16 protein-coding genes are annotated in these 19,438 nt (G+C 62.7%); 11 read left to right on the plus strand and 5 right to left on the minus strand.

Translation table 11 applies throughout. The features are described from left to right. Positions 1-228: 228 nt before the first annotated feature. Positions 229-3,621, plus strand: a complete 3,393-nt coding sequence (locus ACX3P1_RS11680; RefSeq protein ID WP_459079735.1) for a hypothetical protein — start codon at positions 229-231, stop codon at positions 3,619-3,621. A 161-nt stretch (positions 3,622-3,782) separates the two neighbouring features. Here the strand turns inward: ACX3P1_RS11680 and tyrS are convergent, their stop codons facing one another. Continuing rightward, positions 3,783-5,036, minus strand: a complete 1,254-nt coding sequence (tyrS, locus tag ACX3P1_RS11685) for a tyrosine--tRNA ligase (RefSeq protein WP_459079736.1) — start codon at positions 5,034-5,036, stop codon at positions 3,783-3,785. Positions 5,037-5,141: 105 nt separating this feature from the next. On the opposite strand from tyrS, the gene ACX3P1_RS11690 reads away from it, so the two are divergent. After that, positions 5,142-6,290, plus strand: coding sequence for an anhydro-N-acetylmuramic acid kinase (locus ACX3P1_RS11690; protein ID WP_459079737.1), 1,149 nt, complete (start codon positions 5,142-5,144; stop codon positions 6,288-6,290). Here ACX3P1_RS11690 and ACX3P1_RS11695 read toward each other — a convergent pair. Then, positions 6,287-6,943, minus strand: a complete 657-nt coding sequence (locus ACX3P1_RS11695; RefSeq protein WP_459079738.1) for an FMN-binding negative transcriptional regulator — start codon at positions 6,941-6,943, stop codon at positions 6,287-6,289. The two genes, ACX3P1_RS11690 and ACX3P1_RS11695, sit on opposite strands and share 4 nt — an antisense overlap. 80 nt (positions 6,944-7,023) lie before the next feature. Continuing rightward, on the minus strand, positions 7,024-7,698 hold the full coding sequence (locus tag ACX3P1_RS11700) for an alpha/beta hydrolase (protein WP_459079739.1): 675 nt from the start codon (positions 7,696-7,698) through the stop codon (positions 7,024-7,026). A 247-nt stretch (positions 7,699-7,945) separates the two neighbouring features. On the opposite strand from ACX3P1_RS11700, the gene ACX3P1_RS11705 reads away from it, so the two are divergent. From ACX3P1_RS11705 to ACX3P1_RS11740, 8 genes are all read left to right on the plus strand, one after another. Beyond that, positions 7,946-9,106, plus strand: a complete 1,161-nt coding sequence (locus tag ACX3P1_RS11705) for a cysteine desulfurase family protein (RefSeq protein WP_459079740.1) — start codon at positions 7,946-7,948, stop codon at positions 9,104-9,106. A 202-nt stretch (positions 9,107-9,308) separates the two neighbouring features. Then, positions 9,309-10,832 (plus strand): Fe-S cluster assembly protein SufB, encoded by a 1,524-nt coding sequence (gene sufB, locus ACX3P1_RS11710; RefSeq protein ID WP_459079741.1) that lies wholly within the window; start codon positions 9,309-9,311, stop codon positions 10,830-10,832. Positions 10,833-10,877: 45 nt separating this feature from the next. Next, positions 10,878-11,633, plus strand: coding sequence for a Fe-S cluster assembly ATPase SufC (gene sufC, locus ACX3P1_RS11715; RefSeq protein ID WP_459079742.1), 756 nt, complete (start codon positions 10,878-10,880; stop codon positions 11,631-11,633). 10 nt (positions 11,634-11,643) lie between these two features. Beyond that, positions 11,644-12,912 (plus strand): Fe-S cluster assembly protein SufD, encoded by a 1,269-nt coding sequence (gene sufD / locus ACX3P1_RS11720; protein WP_459079743.1) that lies wholly within the window; start codon positions 11,644-11,646, stop codon positions 12,910-12,912. A 190-nt stretch (positions 12,913-13,102) separates the two neighbouring features. Beyond that, positions 13,103-14,344 carry a cysteine desulfurase gene (locus tag ACX3P1_RS11725; RefSeq protein WP_459079744.1) on the plus strand — a complete coding sequence of 414 codons (1,242 nt, stop codon included), beginning with the start codon at positions 13,103-13,105 and terminating at the stop codon, positions 14,342-14,344. 5 nt (positions 14,345-14,349) lie between these two features. After that, entirely contained in the window at positions 14,350-14,736 is a 387-nt protein-coding gene (locus ACX3P1_RS11730; RefSeq protein ID WP_459079745.1) for an SUF system Fe-S cluster assembly protein, read from the plus strand. Positions 14,737-14,824: 88 nt separating this feature from the next. After that, positions 14,825-15,211: a Fe-S cluster assembly scaffold SufA gene (gene sufA / locus ACX3P1_RS11735; protein WP_459079746.1), complete on the plus strand. Its 387-nt coding sequence runs from the start codon at positions 14,825-14,827 to the stop codon at positions 15,209-15,211. Positions 15,212-15,471: 260 nt separating this feature from the next. Continuing rightward, positions 15,472-15,795 (plus strand): TfoX/Sxy family protein, encoded by a 324-nt coding sequence (locus ACX3P1_RS11740; protein ID WP_459079747.1) that lies wholly within the window; start codon positions 15,472-15,474, stop codon positions 15,793-15,795. A gap of 148 nt (positions 15,796-15,943) precedes the next feature. Here the strand turns inward: ACX3P1_RS11740 and ACX3P1_RS11745 are convergent, their stop codons facing one another. Together ACX3P1_RS11745 and ACX3P1_RS11750 are read right to left on the minus strand one after the other, a co-directional pair. Continuing rightward, positions 15,944-16,861: a pseudouridine-5'-phosphate glycosidase gene (locus tag ACX3P1_RS11745; protein WP_459079748.1), complete on the minus strand. Its 918-nt coding sequence runs from the start codon at positions 16,859-16,861 to the stop codon at positions 15,944-15,946. Between the two features lie 24 nt (positions 16,862-16,885). Next, a complete protein-coding gene (locus tag ACX3P1_RS11750; protein WP_459079749.1) occupies positions 16,886-17,839 on the minus strand; it encodes a carbohydrate kinase family protein in 954 nt (317 codons plus the stop codon). A gap of 273 nt (positions 17,840-18,112) precedes the next feature. On the opposite strand from ACX3P1_RS11750, the gene recA reads away from it, so the two are divergent. Beyond that, positions 18,113-19,213 (plus strand): recombinase RecA, encoded by a 1,101-nt coding sequence (gene recA, locus ACX3P1_RS11755; protein ID WP_459079750.1) that lies wholly within the window; start codon positions 18,113-18,115, stop codon positions 19,211-19,213. Positions 19,214-19,438 lie beyond the last annotated feature (225 nt).

The following is a 19,438-nucleotide window of genomic DNA, read 5'->3' on the forward strand; positions in this document are numbered from 1 at the left end:
GTTTGACGTTACGCGCGCAAGAATTGTTATAATGCCGAACGGGGATTCGTCCACGATCTGAGTTCGCGAAACAAAAGCTGGAGCGGTTCCTGTCTTGGCTGAAGCAGTTCTGTTTCCTCGATGGCGAGGCGGTCCGCCGGCATTACCTGGTAGTGTCGGGTTCGCCCATCGGGAAAGCCGGCTGATGGTCACCGGCACAGCGGCTCCGGCCGATCCGGGGCCGACGTAGTGGATCAGGACCATCCCCGGCACGAGAAGATAAAGTTCAGGCGCGACGAAATCGCCGATCTGGGCGCATTGCCGTCCGCATGCGATCTGCCGGCCATGGAGAGAAGTTCGGTCAGGCGGCTGGCCCGCGGCCTTGGGCGGCTGCTTGTCGGTCTGGCGGCGCTGGTGCTGTTGCTGGCGGTCGCGGTCTCCGCGATCAACTGGCTGGGTCTTGGCTCCGAGCGCCTGCGCGCCGAGGCGGAGCGCGCGGTGGAGGAACTGGCCGGCGTCGATGTCGACGTGGCCGTCGGCCCGGCCCGGATAACGCTCGACGGGGCGAGCTTTCTGGCGCTGCAGGTCGATGGCGTCAGCCTCAAGACGGCGGATGGCCAGCCCATGCTGGATGCCGGCCGGATTCGCTTCGGCGTCAGGCTTTTCCCGTTGCTCGGCGGCAAGCTCAGCCTGAGCAGCGCCAGGATTTCCGACGCCCGCCTTGTGCTCGCCTCGCTTCCTTCCACCGGTGGGAGCGGTTGGGCAGAAGGCTTGCACAATGGCGACGGCCTGATCGACCCCGACAAGGTGATCGGCGCGGCCTTCGCGGCGGTTCATCAGGCGCTGGACGCGGTGCGCCTGGATTCGTTGCGCGAAATAAGGCTCGCCAATGTCGAACTGGTGCTGCCGAAGACGGGGTTGGTTAAGCTGGTCAGCATCGCCAAGGCAAGGGCCTTTCAGGCCGGGCGGGGGCAGATGCGGCTCACCGCACAGGCCGACATCGACGGAAGGGCACTGGCCGTTGACGCTTCGGCCACGCGCGACCCCGAAACGCACCTTGTTACGGCGCTGGATGTGCAGGCCGACCTGGGGACGACGGCAAGCGCCGCCGTCTCGGCCGGCGGGTCGAAGCTTGGCATGCTGGCGCTGCATTTTACGGGCAATGAGGGCAGCGATGGAAAGCCGCGGCAACTGGTGGCGGCGCTATCGCTGAAGGGCTCGGTGCTCGATTCCGGCCGCCACGGCCTGCTGCCTGCCGACATCGATCTCGACGCCACGCTGGCTGCCGGAACGAATAAGCTGTCGATCGGCCGGCTGCAGATGAAGACGGGCCGCTCCACCTTTCTCTTCGCGGGTTCAGTCGGGCCGAAGCCTGCCAGGGGCGTTGCCGGCGAGGAGCCATCCTACCGCTACGATCTGGTCAGCGACGGTTCGATGCTGGCGCCGCTCGAATCGCCGGAAGCCGCAATGCCGTTCGTCGCCCGGATAGCGGGCACCTATTCGACGACGACGCGAAAACTGGTGGCGGACACCATCGCCGTCAGGTCGACCGGCAATGGCGAAGTGCGTGGCTCGGCCCTGGTGGACTTTGTCGAGGGCAAGGAGCCAGGGCTGATGCTGGCGCTCAATGTTCACGACATGCCGGTGTCGCACGTCAAGCAATTGTGGCCATGGCTTTCGGCAGCCAATGCGCGCCGCTGGGTCCTGAACAACCTTTTCGGCGGGCGCGTAACCGATGCGACGCTTCAGTTCCAGGTGGCGCCGGGCCGGTTGGGCGACGGCAGGAAGCTTACCGCCGAGGAAGTATCAGGCCGGTTTCAGGTAGAGGGCTCGCGCTTCGATACGGCCGGGCGCATTCCCCCGGTGCGCGACGCGAACGGTGTCGTCGAGTTCCACGGCGACGATGTCGCCATTTCGCTGTCTTCCGGCACGGTCTACATGCCGAGCGGCCGCACCGTGGCGGCCAGCAACGGCAGGCTCGACATAAAGCGGGCCGATAATCCGCCCGTCATCGGCGTGCTCGACATCGATGTCGCGGGCGAAGCGCCGGCCATCGTCGAGCTTTCCTCCTATGAACCGATCAACGCGATGCGCCATGTCGGCCTGCTGCCTGCCGACATATCGGGAACGGTGACGGGCAACGTCAAGGCGGATATTCCGCTTCAGTCCGGAGCCGACACGAAGGATCTCGGTTGGCTGGTGGCGCTGGACTACAAGGGGTTGGCGCTGGCAAAGCCGTTCGACGGGCAAATGGTGAGCAGCGCCGACGGTTCGATCACGGTCGATCCGCAAAAGGCGGTGATCGACGCGCATGCGCTGCTGAACGGCATACCGGCGGACATCGACATGATCGAGCCGCTGGAACCGGAAGGGCCGCCGCGCAGCCGCAAGGTGGTGCTGGCACTGGACGACAAGACCCGCGAGACGTTCATGCCGGGATTGTCGGTGCTGCTGGACGGAACCGTAAAAGTCGCGCTCGACAGGAACGATGACGGCAGCCAGACCGTCGAGGCCGACCTGACCAACGCCCGGCTGAACATTCCGTGGGCCGGGTGGAGCAAGGGGCCGGGCATTCCCGCCAATGTCGCCTTCACCATGGCCAGCACCGACAAGACCACGACGCTGTCCGACTTCGCCCTCGACGGCAAGACGTTCGCCATCGACGGCAGCGTCGCCCTGTCGGGAGGCAGCCTGTCCTCGGCCCGCTTCACCAGGGTGGCGCTGAACCGGGGTGACGATGTCGCGGTTTCGGTGAAGCGCTCCGCCAAGGGCTACGCTGTCAGCATCAGCGGCCAGGCGCTGGATGCGCGCTCCCTTATCAAGCAGTTCATGTCCGATGCCGACACCGCCACCAAATCCGTTGGCTCGGATTCGGTTTCGGTCAGCGCCGATGTCGGTTCGCTGACCGGCTTTCACGATGAAAAGCTGTCGAACCTGAAGCTCGATTACAGCGCGTCTGGCTCGCGGATAACCGGGCTCAAGGTCAGCGCGGCGGCCGGGTCGGGCGGCGCGATCACCGTCAGCAGGACGGCCAGCGGCGGGCAGCGCACGCTCGACATGAAATCGGCCGATGCCGGCGCCATCCTTCGCTTTCTGGACATCTACGATCATATGCGGGGCGGCGCGATCTCGCTGACGCTTGCCAGCGATGCGGCCGGGTCTATGCGGGGCAAGGTGGTCGCCCGCGATTTCCTCGTGGTCAACGAGCCGAAGCTGGCTTCGATCGTTTCGACAACGCCGGCCGGCGACGACCGCAGCCTCAACCAGGCGGTCAGGGGCAAGATCGACACGTCTCAAGTCAAGTTCGAGCGCGGCTATGCCGAAATCGACAAGGGCAAGGGCTATTTGAAACTGTCGAACGGCGTGCTGCGCGGCCCCTTGATCGGCACGACTTTCCAGGGAACGCTCTACGACCAGAACGACCATATGGACATGACCGGCACGTTCATGCCGGCCTATGGCCTCAACCGCATATTCGGGGAACTTCCCATCATCGGCGCGCTGCTCGGCAATGGCCGCGACCGCGGCCTGATCGGCGTGACTTACCGGCTGCGGGGAGCCGCCAGCAAGCCGGTTCTGACCATCAATCCGCTATCGGTCATCGCGCCGGGCATCTTCCGCTCGATTTTCGAGTTTCGCTGACGGTTCTTCCTTCTCCCCTTGTGGGAGAAGGTGGCCGAGCAAAGCGAGGTCGGATGAGGGGTGTTGGCCGGAGCGCCAGCGCCTCATTCCTTCCAGCACCCCTCATCCGTCTTGGCGCTTCGCGCCAATCCACCTTCTCCCACAAGGGGAGAAGGGAAGGCTCACACCGGGCGGATCAGAATGTGTTTTTTCTTGCCGAGAGAAAGCTTTATGGCGTTTTCCGGACTCAGATCCTGAAGTGTCACCGATCGCTTGTCGTCGGTGACCAACTGGTCGTTGAGGCGCAGCGCGCCGCCCTGGATGTGGCGCCGCGCTTCGCCGTTGGAGGCGGCAAGGCCCGCCGTGACGAACAGCGACAGGATGCCGACACCGGCTTCGAGCGTCGCGCGCGCCACCTCGACTGTCGGCAAGGTAGTGGCGGTGACGCCTTCCTCGAACGTCTTGCGCGCGGTCTCGCCGGCGGCGTCGGCGGCTTCGCGCCCATGCAGCAGCGTGGTGATCGCGGTCGCGAGGATCTTCTTGGCCTCGTTGATTTCCGACCCGCCCAGCGCTTCCAGCCGCGCGATCTCGGAAAGCGGCATGGTGGTGTAGAGCTTCAGGAAGCGGCCGACATCGGCGTCCTCGGTGTTACGCCAATATTGCCAGAAATCGTAGGCCGAAAGCATGTCGGGGTTCAGCCACACCGCGCCGTTCATCGACTTGCCCATCTTGGCCCCCGACGAGGTGGTCAGCAGCGGCGTGGTCAGCGCGTAAAGCTGCGGCGTGTCGAGCCGACGGCCAAGGTCGATGCCGTTGACGATGTTGCCCCACTGGTCCGACCCGCCCATCTGCAGCCGCACGCCGTGGCGGCGGTTCAGTTCAACGAAGTCGTAGGCCTGCAGGATCATGTAGTTGAATTCGAGGAAGGACAGCGATTGCTCGCGGTCGAGCCGCTGCTTGACCGAATCGAACGACAGCATCCGGTTGACGGAAAAATGCTGGCCGACATCGCGCAGGAATTCGAGATAGTTGAGCGGCAAAAGCCACTCCGCATTGTTGGCCATCAGCGCATCGTTGGTGCCGTCACCGAAGGTCAGATAGTTCGAAAAAACCTGTTTGATACCGTCGATGTTGGACTGGATCGTCTCTGGCGTCATCAGCTTGCGCGCCTCGTCCTTGAAGGACGGGTCGCCGACCATGCCGGTGCCGCCGCCCATCAGCGCCACCGGGCGGTGCCCGGTCTGCTGCATCCAGTACAGCATCATGATCTGGATCAGCCCGCCCGCATGCAGGCTCGACGCCGTCGGATCGAAGCCGATATAGGCGCTCACCGTTTCCGTGGCGAAAAGCTTGTCCAGCCCGGCATCGTCCGAGGTCTGGTGGATGAAGCCGCGCTCGCTCATGATGCGCAGGAAGTCGGACTTGAAAGCGGCCATATTTCTTTCCCGGAAAGCTTTTGGCCTGTTTTTCAGCGGGCCGTGGCAAGTGTGATCGCGCGCGTTTAGCATCTTGCGGGACGGAATCACAAGAACGGCGGCACCATGACGGCATTTTGCGCGATAGGGCTGATGAGCGGCACCTCGATGGACGGCATCGACCTTGCCATGCTCAGGACCGACGGCGAGCATTTCGTCGAGCGCGGCCCGTCGTTCTTTGTCGCCTATGAGGCCGATTTCCGCCGCCGCATCGAGGCGGCGCTGGAAGAGGCGAAGCAGATTGTGCGCCGCGCCGAACGGCCGGGCGATCTTTTGGCGCTGGAGCGCGAAATCACCCGCCGCCATGCTGAAGCGGTCGCGGCGTTTTTGCGCAGCGATGCCAAGGAGTGGGGCGTGCCGGAGGTTCTCGGCTTTCATGGCCAGACCGTGCTGCACCGCCCACATCTCGGCCTGACGGTTCAACTCGGAGACGGCGGGCTGCTTTCCTCGCTGACCGGCCTGCCTGTCGTCTATGACATGCGCGCCAATGATATGGTCCATGGCGGGCAGGGCGCGCCGCTGGTGCCGGCCTATCACGCAGCGCTCGCCCGCACGCTGCCCGTGCCTTTCGCCAAAAAATACCCGATGGTCTTCGTCAATGTCGGCGGCATTTCGAATATCACGTATGTACCGGCGACCGGCGATCCCGTCGCTTTCGATAGCGGCCCCGGCAATGCGTTGATCGACCAGTGGGTTTTTCGCGAGGGCGGCATACCCTTCGACGCGGATGGTGCGATTGCCAGCGAAGGGGCTGTGGTGGACGCGGTGGTCGAGCGCTATCTGGAAAAGCCGTTCTTCGAAAAACCCGGACCCAAATCGCTCGACCGCAACGATTTCACGCTGGCCGACGCGGAACGGCTTGAACTGGCCGATGGTGCGAGGACGCTCGCCGCCGTTTCGGCCCGCGCGATCCTGAAATCAGCGGAGCATCTGCCGGAGGCCCCAAAACTGTGGATCGTCTGCGGCGGCGGGCGGAAAAACCCTCATATCATCGGCGACCTGCGTGCAGGCGCGGAGAAAGCCGGCGCGGAAGTCATTTTGGCGGAAGATGCCGGTCTGGACGGCGACGCAACCGAGGCCGAGGCCTGGGCCTATCTGGCGGTGCGCGCGCAAAAAGGCCTGCCGCTGACCTTCCCGACGACTACGGGGTGCCGCGAGCCGGTGTCGGGCGGCATCATCGTCCGACCGGACGAAGCCAAGGGCGGAAAAAGCTAAGCCTTGTCCAGTCCGCCATAGTTGCGCACCAGCCCGGCCATTTCCCGCGCATCGGCCGCTTTGGTCTCGGCATCGAGGCCTGCGGCAACGCCCGCGCGGTCGGCCACCGGGCGATTCTGGCTGACCTTCCACTTGCCGCTGATCTCGACAATATCGATCTCGATGCCGACGATGCCCTTGATCTGCGACTGGATGTAGGCGTCGGGCGCGTCCGATACCGCCCACGGCTCCTGCCGCTTGTTTTCGTGAAGCCCCGTCAGGTCGCCAATCTGCTGCGCCAGCCATGCCGCGTCTTCGATCACGTGCGCCGTGCCGCGCACCTGCACCATGGCGTAGTTCCAGGTCGGCACCACCTTGCCGGTTTCACGTTTGGTTTCGTACCAGGAAGGGGTGATGTAGCTGTCGACGCCCTGGAAGACGACTAGCACCGTCGTGCCCGGATTGTCGGCCAGTACGCGCCATTGCGGGTTGGCCCTCGCAAGATGGACGCGCAGCCTGCCATGCGGCTCGACGGCGTCGTCGAGCACGAAAGGCAGCGGGTTGGCAGTCGGACCGTCTTGCCCGCTGGAAATTAGCAGGCCGAACGGATGCGCACGGATCAGCGCATGCAGAACGTCCGGGCGTGTCTCGCGGAAAAGGGGTGGTTGATACATGCAGGCCTCCAGCCGAAGGCCTGCACCCTATTCAATCCTGTGCCAATTTCTTGAGCCAGAGCGGCCCGGTCAACTGGCAATCAGCGCAGGCGCTTCGGGCGCGGGTCGGACAATTCGCCGTTAAGCCGCCGGTCGAGATAATCCGCGCATTCTTCCAGCAGAAGCGGCGCGTCGTTCGAATAGAAATGGTTGGCGCCCGGCAGCGTCTTTTGCGTGATGGTGATGCCCTTTTGCGTGTGCAGCTTGTCGACCAGGCCCTGCACGTCCTTTGGCGGCGCGACCTTGTCGGCATCGCCATGGATGATCAGGCCGGATGACGGGCAGGGGGCCAGGAACGAGAAGTCGTAGGTATTGGGCTGCGGCGAAATCGAGATGAAGCCTTCGATTTCGGGGCGGCGCATCAAAAGCTGCATGCCGATCCACGAGCCGAACGAATAGCCGGCGACCCAGCAGCTCTTGGAATCCGGATGCAGCGACTGCACCCAGTCGAGTGCTGCCGCCGCGTCAGAAAGCTCGCCCGTGCCGTGGTCGAACTCGCCCTGGCTGCGGCCGATGCCACGAAAATTGAAGCGCAGCGTCGTGAAATCGCGCTTCTGGAACATATAGAAGAGGTCGTACACGATCTTGTTGTTCATCGTGCCGCCGAACTGCGGGTGCGGGTGCAGGATGATGGCGATCGGGGCGCTCTTTTCCTTGGAAGGCTGATAACGGCCTTCCAGGCGACCGGCCGGACCTGTAAAGATGACCTCAGGCATAAAATACTCCAACTGTAACCGAAGGGTGCGGCTCCCGGTACAACTCCGTCTCAGATTCGACTCTGGCCTTGACGGAGAGCCAGCGTGTTTCTAAAAGCTAGTTTAGAATTGTTCAAAACTGGATAGCCAGCTTGAATTGCCAGCCATCCGCGCCGCGATGCGTAAATAGGACGGCTTGCCTAGGAATTTCAAGGAAATAACGCGCCGTCCTCGCGGAACGGCTTCTGACGGGATCGATTGGACGAAAATGGCGGCTAGACGCGCCTATCTCGACTATAACGCCAGCGCGCCGCTGCTGCCTGCAGCGCGCGACGCGATGTTGCGCGCGCTCGATGCCTCCGCGAACCCGTCGTCCGTCCACACCGAGGGCCGCGCGGCGCGCGGCCTGATCGAGAATGCACGGCGCGACGTGGCAGCACTGGTCAATGGCAAGCCCGAGCATGTCGTCTTCACTTCCGGCGCGACGGAAGCGGCAGCGACCCTTTTGACGCCGGACTGGCAGATGGGCCGCGCAGCCTTGCGCATGGGCCGGCTCTATGTCTGCGAGGCCGACCATCCCTGCATCCTGAACGGCGGGCGCTTCCCGGCGGCACAGGTGACGCGGATCGGCGTCGACGGCAATGGCGTCGTCCGTCTGGACGAACTGGCAGAAGCGCTTGGCGCGCACGACAAGGCCGAAGGCCTGCCGCTGGTGGCGATCCACGCCGCCAACAACGAGACGGGCGTCATCCAGCCGCTTCAGCAAATTTCCACGGTGGTGAAGGCCGCAGGCGGCGTTCTGGTGCTGGATGCCGTGCAGGCGGCGGGGCGAATTCCACTCGATATCGCAGCGGGTTACGCGGATTATCTGATTCTGTCCTCGCACAAGATCGGCGGCCCGCAAGGAGCGGGCGCCATCGTTGCCGCGGCCGACCTGATGATGCCGAAGCCGCTTATTCCCGGCGGCGGCCAGGAGAAGGGCCATCGCGGCGGCACCGAAAACCTTGCCGCCATCGCCGGCTTCGGCGCGGCGGCGCAGGCAGCACTTGCCGGCCTGAACGCCGTCGAGGCCGTCCGCCGCCTTCGCGATGCGTTGGAAGCAACGGTGACGGCGCTGGTGCCCGACGCCCAAATCTTTGGAGCGGGCACGCAGCGTCTTGCCAACACGACATTCTTTGCTATCCCGACCATGAAGGCCGAGACGGCGCAGATCGCCTTCGATCTTGCCGGTGTGTCCTTGTCGGCGGGGTCCGCCTGCTCGTCCGGCAAGATCGGGCCGAGCCATGTATTGAAGGCGATGGGGCACGAAAACCTGGGCGCATTGCGCGTCTCGATCGGACCGGCAACGAGCGCCGACGAGATCGAACTGTTTCGCGCCGCGCTGGCGAAATTCGCCGCCCGCAGCGCCAATCGCGACCGGGTCGCGTGAGCGCGATGTAGAAATCGGGCCGTAAGGCCTGAACAAGCCGTGCGTCCCGCATTGGCCGGATGAATTTCCGGTCGGGAAGCACTATATGGAACTTACGCCGCCCCGGGGGATCGCTCCATGGGTTCTCCAAGGAGACGCCAATAGGCGGTGCCATAGTTTGAAAACTGCCGGGCCTTGAACCCGGCAAGGATGGAGAACACTGATGGCTGCTGTGCAGGAAACCATCGACCAAGTCCGTTTGATCGACGTCGATCAGTACAAATACGGCTTCGAGACGATCATTGAGATGGATAAGGCCCCCAAGGGCCTGAGCGAAGACACCATTCGCTTCATTTCGGCCAAGAAGGAAGAGCCGGAGTGGATGCTTGAGTGGCGTCTGGAGGCTTATCGCCGCTGGCTGACCATGGAAGAGCCGAATTGGGCGCGCGTCGAATATCCGAAAATCGACTTTCAGGACATCCACTACTACGCGGCGCCTAAGTCCACGCCCGGGCCGACGTCGCTCGACGAGGTCGATCCCGAATTGCTCAAGACGTATGCCAAGCTTGGCATTCCGCTGAGGGAGCAGGAAATCCTTGCCGGCGTGCAAAAGCCTGTTGCGGACGATAACAGCCTCGATGGCGAGAACGACAATGTCTACAAGTCGGGCCGCGTCGCGGTCGACGCCGTGTTCGACAGCGTGTCCGTCGTCACCACCTTCAAGAAGGAACTGGCGGCCGTCGGTGTCGTCTTCTGCTCGATCACGGAAGCCATCCGCGAGCATCCCGAGCTGGTGAAGAAATATCTGGCCTCTGTGGTGCCGGTTTCCGACAACTATTACGCGACGTTGAACTCCGCCGTGTTCACCGACGGCTCGTTCGTCTATGTGCCGAAGGGCGTTCGCTGCCCGATGGAACTGTCGACCTATTTCCGTATCAACGCGACCGACACCGGCCAGTTCGAGCGCACGCTGATCATCGCCGAAGAGGGGTCTTACGTCTCCTATCTCGAAGGCTGCACCGCTCCGCAGCGCGACGAAAACCAGCTTCACGCTGCCGTGGTCGAACTGATCGCGCTGGACGACGCCGAGATCAAGTATTCGACGGTGCAGAACTGGTATCCGGGCGACGCCAACGGCAAGGGCGGCATCTACAATTTCGTTACCAAGCGCGGCGATTGTCGTGGCGATCGCTCGAAGATTTCGTGGACGCAGGTGGAAACCGGCTCGGCCATCACCTGGAAATACCCGTCCTGCATCCTGCGCGGCGACGACAGCCAGGGCGAGTTCTATTCGATCGCCGTGTCGAACGGCTACCAGCAGATCGACAGCGGCACCAAGATGATCCATCTCGGCAAGAACACGCGCAGCCGCATCATCTCCAAGGGCATCGCCGCCGGGTTCAGCCAGAACACCTATCGCGGCCAGGTTTCGGCGCACCGCAAGGCGACCAACGCGCGCAATTTCACCAATTGCGACTCACTGCTGATCGGCGACCAGTGCGGCGCGCACACCGTGCCCTACATGGAAGCCAAGAACTCGACGGCCAAATTCGAGCACGAGGCGACCACCTCGAAAATTTCGGACGACCAGAAGTTCTACGTCATGCAGCGCGGCATCCCCGAGGAAGAGGCGATCGCGCTGATCGTCAACGGCTTCGTCAAGGACGTGATCCAGCAACTGCCGATGGAATTCGCGGTCGAAGCGCAGAAGCTGATTGGCATCAGCCTCGAAGGCTCGGTCGGCTGACCGCCCGACACTGACGCGACAGACAAAAATATTCAGGAAGAAAAAATGCTAGAAATCAAGAACCTGCATGCCCGCATCGCCGATGACGGCACCGAGATCATCCGTGGCTTGAACCTGACGGTCAAGGCCGGTGAGGTCGCGGCCATCATGGGGCCGAACGGCTCGGGAAAATCGACGCTGTCCTATGTGCTCGCCGGTCGGAGCGACTATGAAGTGACCGAGGGCGACATCCTCTACAACGGCGAGAGCATCCTCGAACTGGACCCGGCCGAGCGTGCCGCCAAGGGCATTTTCCTCGCCTTCCAGTATCCGATGGAGATACCGGGCGTCGCCACCATGGAATTCCTGAAGGTGGCGATGAATGAGCAGCGCAAGGCGCGCGGCGAGGAACCGCTGAAAATTCCGGAATTCATCAAGCGGGTGAAGGAAGCGGCCGGTTCGCTCGACATGGACATGGCGATGCTGAAGCGCCCGCTCAATGTCGGCTTTTCCGGCGGCGAGAAGAAGCGCGCCGAGATTCTGCAGATGAAGCTGCTGGAGCCGAAACTGTGCGTGCTTGACGAAACCGACAGCGGCCTCGACATCGATGCGTTGAAGATCGTATCCGAGGGCGTCAACGCGCTGCGTTCGCCCGATCGCGCCGTCGTCGTCATCACCCACTACCAGCGCCTGCTGGAACACATCGTGCCGGATTCGGTGCATGTGCTCTACAAGGGCCAGGTCATCAAGTCCGGCGACAAGTCGCTGGCGCTCGACCTTGAAGCCAATGGCTATGCCGGCGTGATCGGCGAGGCCGCCTGAGGGGATAGTCATGAACATGCATTTACAACCTCAGCGTACCCAGGCCGAAACCGCGCTCATCGACGCTTTCGGCGACCGCCAGTCGCTGTTGCCGGGCGACGGCGCGGTGATGGTGAAGCGCGACGAGGCTATCGAAGCGATCAAGCACGGCCTGCCGACGCGGCGCGTCGAATCCTGGCATTATACGGATCTGCGCCGCCTGCTGACCGCGGTGCCGGATTTTTCGACCTCTGCCGCCGCGAAGCCGGTTGCGCCCATCGTTGACGGCTCGCTGGTGCTGCCGGTGCTCAACGGCGTGTCGAGCGCGAAAGCCTCGAACGTCGAAGGCGTCACGGTCGAGCGCCTGGCCGACAAATTGACGGACGGAAGCTTTGCGCCCGCCCTTGGCCTCTACGGAACCGACGACGCCATCGGCGCGCTGAACGTGGCCTTTGTCGCTGACGGCTATTTCGTCGACATCGCCGCTGGTGCTGCAATCGAAAAGCCAGTCGAACTGCAAAACATGCTGACCGGTGGCCAGAGCCATGTGCGGCTGCCGGTGCGGGTTGGCGCCGGCGCGAAAGCAACCATCGTCGAGCGCCAGATTGGTGCTGGCGACGGCATGGCCAGTTCGGTCAGCCAGTTGACGCTTGGCGACGATGCCGAGGTGACTTGGATCATCGTGCAGGAGCAGCCGGATACGGCGACGCATCTGGCGCAGTTCAAGGCCGAGCTTGGCAAGAACTCGAAGCTGACGCTGTTCTTTATGAACATCGGCGGCAGGCTGGTGCGTCAGGAAATCAACGTCCTGACCAAGGGCGAGGGCTGCGACTTCCAGTTGCGCGGCATCAACCTTCTGGCTGGCGACACCCATACCGACGTGACCATGGTGCTCGACCATTCCGTGCCCAACACCACCTCGACGGAAGTCGTGCGCAATGTGGTGACCGGCCAGGCCCACGGTGTCTTCCAGGGCCGCATCAACGTGCACCAATACGCCCAGAAGACCAACGCCAACATGGCCTGCAACACGCTGCTTCTGTCAGATGATGGCGAGTTCTCGACCAAGCCCGAGCTGGAAATCTTCGCCGACGACGTGGTCTGCGGCCATGGCGCGACGGTTACCGAGATCGACCACAACCATCTGTTCTATCTGATGGCGCGCGGCATCGACGAGAAGACGGCGCGCGGCTTGTTGGTCAAGGCCTTCGTTGCCGCGGTTATCGAGGAACTGGACGACGAACAGATGGTCGAAGCGCTCGAACTGAAGTTGGACGACTGGTTCGTCGCGCATGGGTGAGTGAGGTGCGTCCTTCGAGGCTCGCCCTTGAAGGACACAGTGAACCGCAAACGATCTCGCGGGCTCGCACCTCAGGATGGGAAGAACAACGCTTCCGTATCCGCTTCGAAGTGGGGGATGTTACAACGCTCCTCATCCTGAGGTGCGAGCGGAGCGAGCCTCGAAGGACGCACGACAAAGGTACGTTGAAGTGGACCAGAAAATCGAAACCGTTCCCTATGATGTCGAGGCGATCCGCCGCGACTTCCCGATCCTGTCGCGCGAAGTCTACGGCAAACCTCTCGTCTATCTCGACAACGGCGCGTCGGCGCAGAAGCCGCAAGTGGTGCTGGACGCCATCCAGCACGCTTATGCCCATGACTACGCCAACGTCCATCGCGGCCTGCATTTCATGTCGAACGCGGCGACCGATGCCTATGAAAAATCACGCGAATCGGTGCGTCGCTTCCTCAACGCGCCCAGCACCGACAATATCGTCTTCACCTCCAACTCGACCGCCGCCATCAACACAGTCGCCTACGGTTTCGGCATGCCGAACATTGGCGCGGGCGACGAGATCGTGCTGTCGATCCTGGAGCACCATTCCAACATCGTACCGTGGCATTTCATCCGCGAGCGGCAGGGCGCGAAGCTGGTCTGGGTGCCGGTGGACGACCTTGGCGGCTTCCACATCGAGGATTTCGAAAAGAGCCTGACCGACAAAACCAGGCTTGTCGCCATCACCCATATGTCGAATGCGCTCGGCACGGTGACGCCGATCAAGGAAATCTGCCGCATCGCGCATGCGAGAAATATCCCGGTGCTGGTCGATGGTAGCCAGAGCGCCGTGCATATGCCGATCGACGTACAGGACCTCGATTGCGATTTCTTCGTCTTCACCGGCCACAAGGTCTACGGGCCCTCCGGCATCGGCGTGCTCTACGGCAAGAAGGAGATGCTGGAGCGCATGCGGCCCTTCATGGGCGGCGGCGAGATGATCGAGGAGGTGACGGAGGACGTCGTTACCTATAACGAGCCGCCGCATCGCTTTGAAGCCGGCACGCCGCCCATCGTACAGGCCATCGGGCTGGGTGCCGCGCTCGACTATATGGAAAGCATCGGCCGCGAACGCATTGCCGCGCACGAAGCCGATTTGAAAAACTACGCGCATGAGCGGCTTAGCGCCATCAACTCGCTGCGCATCTTCGGCGACGCGCCGGGCAAGGGCGCCATCGTCTCGTTCGAATTGCAGGGCATTCACGCGCATGACGTGTCGATGGTCATCGACCGGCAGGGCGTGGCGGTCCGCGCGGGCACGCATTGCGCCCAGCCGCTGTTGAAACGCTTTGGCGTAACCTCCACATGCAGGGCATCGTTCGGCATGTACAATACACGGGGCGAAGTGGACGCCCTTGCCGACGCGCTTGAAAAAGCGAGAAAGTTCTTCGGGTGACTATCATGGAACAAGCTGACCACCACGCCACATCGGGAATGGTTGCCGAAGGCGTAGCCGCTCCCTCCGCCATTCCAGCCGACGAATTGGCGCGGCTTACCGACGACATCGTCTCGGCGCTGAAAACCGTCTACGATCCTGAAATTCCGGCCGACATCTACGAACTCGGCCTGATCTACAAGATCGACATCGAAGACGACCGCCAAGTCAAGATCGAGATGACGCTGACCGCGCCCGGCTGCCCGGTAGCTGGCGAAATGCCCGGCTGGGTGGAAAACGCCGTGGGTGCCGTGGAAGGCGTTTCCGGCATCGAAGTCACCATGACGTTCGACCCGCCATGGTCTCCCGACCGCATGTCGGAAGAGGCGCAGGTGGCGGTCGGCTGGTACTGATCGCCCTTGCGTCAAGCGCGAATCTTCACCATCTTACAGGCAGTTGCGTTCCGCAGGCCTTGAACCTAGCGTGGAAGCGGAGAATGAGATGAGAAGTTTTTCCGTCATCAGCATGACCGAAAAGGCGGCGACCCGCGTGCTCGAGATCGTTTCGTCGCGAGAAAACGCGCATGGCATCCGCCTCGGCATCAAGAAGGGCGGCTGCGCCGGCATGGAATATACGGTCGATCTGGTGACCGAGCCGAGCCCCAAGGACGACCATATCGAGCGCGACGGCGCGCATGTCTATGTCGCCCCGGAAGCGGCCCTTTTCCTGTTCGGCACGCAGATGGATTTCGAGCAGACGCCTTTGCGCACCGGCTTCACCTTCTCCAACCCGAACCAGAGCTCGGCCTGCGGCTGCGGCGAATCCGTCGAACTGAAGCCCGCGGATCTCAAGGCGCTGGCCGAAGCGAGAGCACAAAGCGCGGCGTAGGTAATGCTCCGGCCAACACCCCTCATCCGTCTTGTCGCTTCTCGCCAATCCACCTTCTCCCACAAGGGGGAGAAGGTAACGTCTGCATTATCCGCACTTCCAATCGTCAACATTGGTGATTGGCGGAGACGATGACGCCACGCTCTTACCTTCTCCCCTTGTGGGAGAAGGTGGATCGGCGAAGCCGAGACGGATGAGGGGTGTTAGCGCAAGAAGAATCCGGACCTGACACGCACAATCGCCCATGCCATCATACCCCCATGGACAACGAACGCCTTGCCGAACTCTTCGAAAGCCTCGGACCCATTTCGATCCGACGCCTGTTTGGCGGCAAAGGCATCTATTTCGACGGTGTCATCATCGCCATCGAAATGCGCGGCGAATTGCTGCTGAAGGGCGATGGCGAAAGCGCGCCGGATTTTCTCGCCGCCAGCTGCCGGCAATGGACCTATACCGGCTCCCGCCACGGCAAGGAGGTCGCCATGCCCTATTGGAGCGTGCCGGACAGCGCCCTCGACGATCCCGACGAGATGGTTGTCTGGGCGCGCCTGGCCTACGAGGCGGGATTGAGAAGCGGCAAGTGACGCGTTTGCATTCTTGATCGCGATGGCTTGCCGGCAACCATGCCGTGACCTCGGAGCCGCAGAGCCGGTTCAGAAGAATCGCAATTGTACAGTGAGACCGTCGTAACGCTCATGGAGGCACGGCCGCAGATCGCGCCGGACAAAGGCGCTACAGCGCCTTGGCAATCCTCGCCGCCAGCCGTGCATTGTTCTCAACCAGTGCGATGTTGGTTTTCAGGCTGCGTCCATTGGTCACTTCGAGGATTTTCCCCAGCAGGAACGGGGTCACCGCCTTGCCGCTGACATGCAGCGCTTCGGCGGCCTTCTGCGCCGCCTCGATATAGGAGGCCATCTCGGCCGCCGGGATCTCATCGCCTTCCGGCACCGGATTGGCGATCAGCATGCCGCCGCCGAGCCCCAGCGCCTGCCGTGTTTTGAAAAGTTGCGCCATCTCGCCCGGTGAATGCAGCGTCAGCGGCGCGCGAAAGGGCGAATGCCGCGACCAGAACGCCGGCATGACCTCACAGCCATGGCCGATCACCGGCACGCCGCGCGTTTCCAGTACTTCCAGGGTCTTTTCGATGTCCAAAATGGCCTTCGCGCCGGCCGATACGACGATGACGGGCGTGCGCGCCAATTCGTCCAGGTCGGCGGAAATATCAAAACTCTTTTCCGCGCCCTTGTGCACGCCGCCGATGCCTCCGGTGGCGAACACTTTTATACCGGCGATATGCGCGCAGATCATGGTGGCGGCGACCGTGGTTCCGCCGGTGCGCCCCTGCGAGACGGCAAAACCGAGATCGGCGCGCGACAGTTTCATGGCGTCGCCGGTCATGGTCAGCGATTCGCGCTCGCCGTCGGAAAGGCCGATCTTGATGCGCCCGTCCACCACCGCGATGGTCGCCGGCATCGCGCCTTCGTCGACGATGATCTTTTCGACATCGGCCGCCATGGCGCCATTGTCGGGGTAGGGCATGCCGTGGGTGATGATGGTCGATTCCAGCGCCACGACGGGCCGGCCGGTGGCGAGCGCCTCGGCCACGGGCGGATGAATGTCGATGAAGGGGCGGGCGGCTTCCGGGATCATGACGGGCTCCATTTCCTCGCTTTTTTATGCCACCACACGCGCCTCGGGCACAAGGGCGAGCGCTTCGCCAAAGGCGGTTGCGGTCAAGTCCGGTACGGCATTGTTGCTTTCGATGGCAAGGATCGCCGCTGCCACGCCTTCGCGCAGGGCGCAGTGCAGCGTCAGCCCCCGCAGCAACGCCGCCACCGTCGCGCCGGCCAGCGCATCGCCGGCCCCGGTGACGTCGGCGACATGGCGCGGCGCGGGTGGCGCGATGGTGAAGATATCCTCTTCGTCAAAAGCCAGCACCGGTGCGTTTCCAGACGTGATCACGCCGGCCTTGAGTCCAGTCCTGCGCAAGCCCGCAACGACGGCTTCTTCATCCGCATTCCGATCCAACCCGGTGAGGGCGACGGTTTCGCGCCGGTTCATGAACAAGAGCGACAGTCGGTCCATCACCGGCCTGAACCGCATCACCTTGGCCGGTGAAATGGCGATGGCGAACAGGGGCTTGCCCTGCGCAAGGTCCGCCAGCCGTTCCAAAGCCGCCGCCGGCAGATTGGCGTCGCACAGCACGGCGTCGGTAGCGTCGATCGCTTCGCGCACCTTGGCCCGCTTCATCTGTTTCGGAAACGCCAGTTCATAAAGCTCCATGTCGGCAAATCCGGCGATCAACTCGCCGTCGCGGTCGATGAGCGCGGTGTAGCTTGGCGTCGAGCGGTCGAGAAACACCGCCGAAATATCCGTGATGCCGGCCTCGGCAATCGCCTGCGCTACGCTGTCGGCCCCGGAATCGCCCCCGCGCACGGACAGCAGCGAGGCTAAAACGCCGCGCTGCACCGCATTGCGCAACGCGTTGAAGACGCCGCCGCCGACATCGTCACGCATCCTGCCGGGGTTGGAGGCGGCCGGCACGTATGGGCCGGAGACTTGGCCGCGCCGGTCGATATGCGCACCGCCTATCGCCAGGATGTGAAAGGATTTAGAGGAACCGGCCACGCAATTTCCATTTTCAAATTCGCATCCAAGGCTAGACTGCCTGGGCTGGCCGGGCAATCCGCCAAGGCGATTCGCAACGTCACGCTACCGCCCGGCAACCGCCCGTTGGGATGCATTCTATATGGTCATTGGGAAACAAAAATAGAACAAACTGGAATAATGCAATGTTTACAGTTGGTTGACCTCTCTTGTCAAAAGAGAACAAAGAGAGTACATACATGGCAGGTTCACGGCGTTGTCGGGCCTTCATTGACGACCAAGGGGTGATGTATCATGGCTCAGAATTCTTTGCGGCTGGTAGAGGACAAAGCGGTGGATAAATCTAAGGCTCTGGACGCGGCGCTGTCGCAGATCGAACGCGCGTTCGGCAAGGGCTCGATCATGCGGCTGGGCGCAAACGAGCAGGTAGTCGAGATCGAAACGGTGCCGACAGGCTCGCTCGGCCTCGACATCGCGCTAGGCGTCGGCGGTCTGCCGCGCGGCCGCATTGTTGAAATTTACGGCCCGGAAAGCTCGGGCAAGACCACGCTGGCGCTGCACACGGTGGCCGAAGCCCAGAAAAAGGGCGGTATCTGCGCCTTTGTCGACGCCGAACATGCGCTTGATCCGGTCTATGCCCGCAAGCTTGGCGTCGATCTTGAAAACCTGCTGATTTCGCAGCCCGATACGGGCGAGCAGGCGCTGGAGATCTGCGACACGCTGGTGCGTTCGGGCGCCATCGACGTGCTGGTGATCGATTCGGTGGCGGCGCTGACGCCGCGCGCCGAGATCGAGGGCGAGATGGGCGATTCGCTGCCCGGCCTCCAGGCCCGCCTGATGAGCCAGGCGCTGCGCAAGCTGACTGCCTCCATCTCGCGCTCCAACACCATGGTCATCTTCATCAACCAGATCCGCATGAAGATCGGTGTCATGTTCGGCTCGCCCGAAACCACCACCGGCGGCAACGCGCTGAAATTCTATGCCTCGGTGCGCCTCGATATCCGTCGCATCGGCTCGGTCAAGGACCGCGACGAGGTCGTCGGCAACCAGACCCGCGTCAAGGTGGTCAAGAACAAGCTGGCGCCGCCCTTCAAGGTGGTGGAATTCGACATCATGTATGGCGAGGGCGTTTCCAAGACCGGCGAGCTTGTCGATCTCGGCGTCAAGGCGGGCATCGTCGAAAAGTCCGGCGCGTGGTTCTCCTACAATTCGCAGCGGCTTGGCCAGGGCCGGGAGAACGCAAAGATTTTCCTGCGCGACAATCCCGATACCGCGCGCGAGGTCGAGTTGGCGATCCGCCAGAATGCCGGCCTGATTGCGGAAAAATTCCTCGAAGACGGTGGTCCCGAAAAGGACGATGGCGAGGATTTCGAGGGCGAAGCCGGCGCGATGTAGCATCCTGCCCGGCGTGCCGCAGGAACGGCGCTCCAGCGTACCACGTTGTGTAAAGTAGTTGAGTGTTTCAAGCCGCCGGCGCCGGGTTCTGACCCCCGACCGGCGGTTTTGGCTTTTCGGCCCCGGGATCGTTGGTTGCGCCGGCGCATCACGGGCTTCGGTTCGCTTCTTGTGTTTCTGGACAGGGTGCGGCGCGCCCGTTAAAAGGCCGGTGTCCATTTCCGC

The organism is Mesorhizobium sp. A623, from assembly GCF_054489405.1.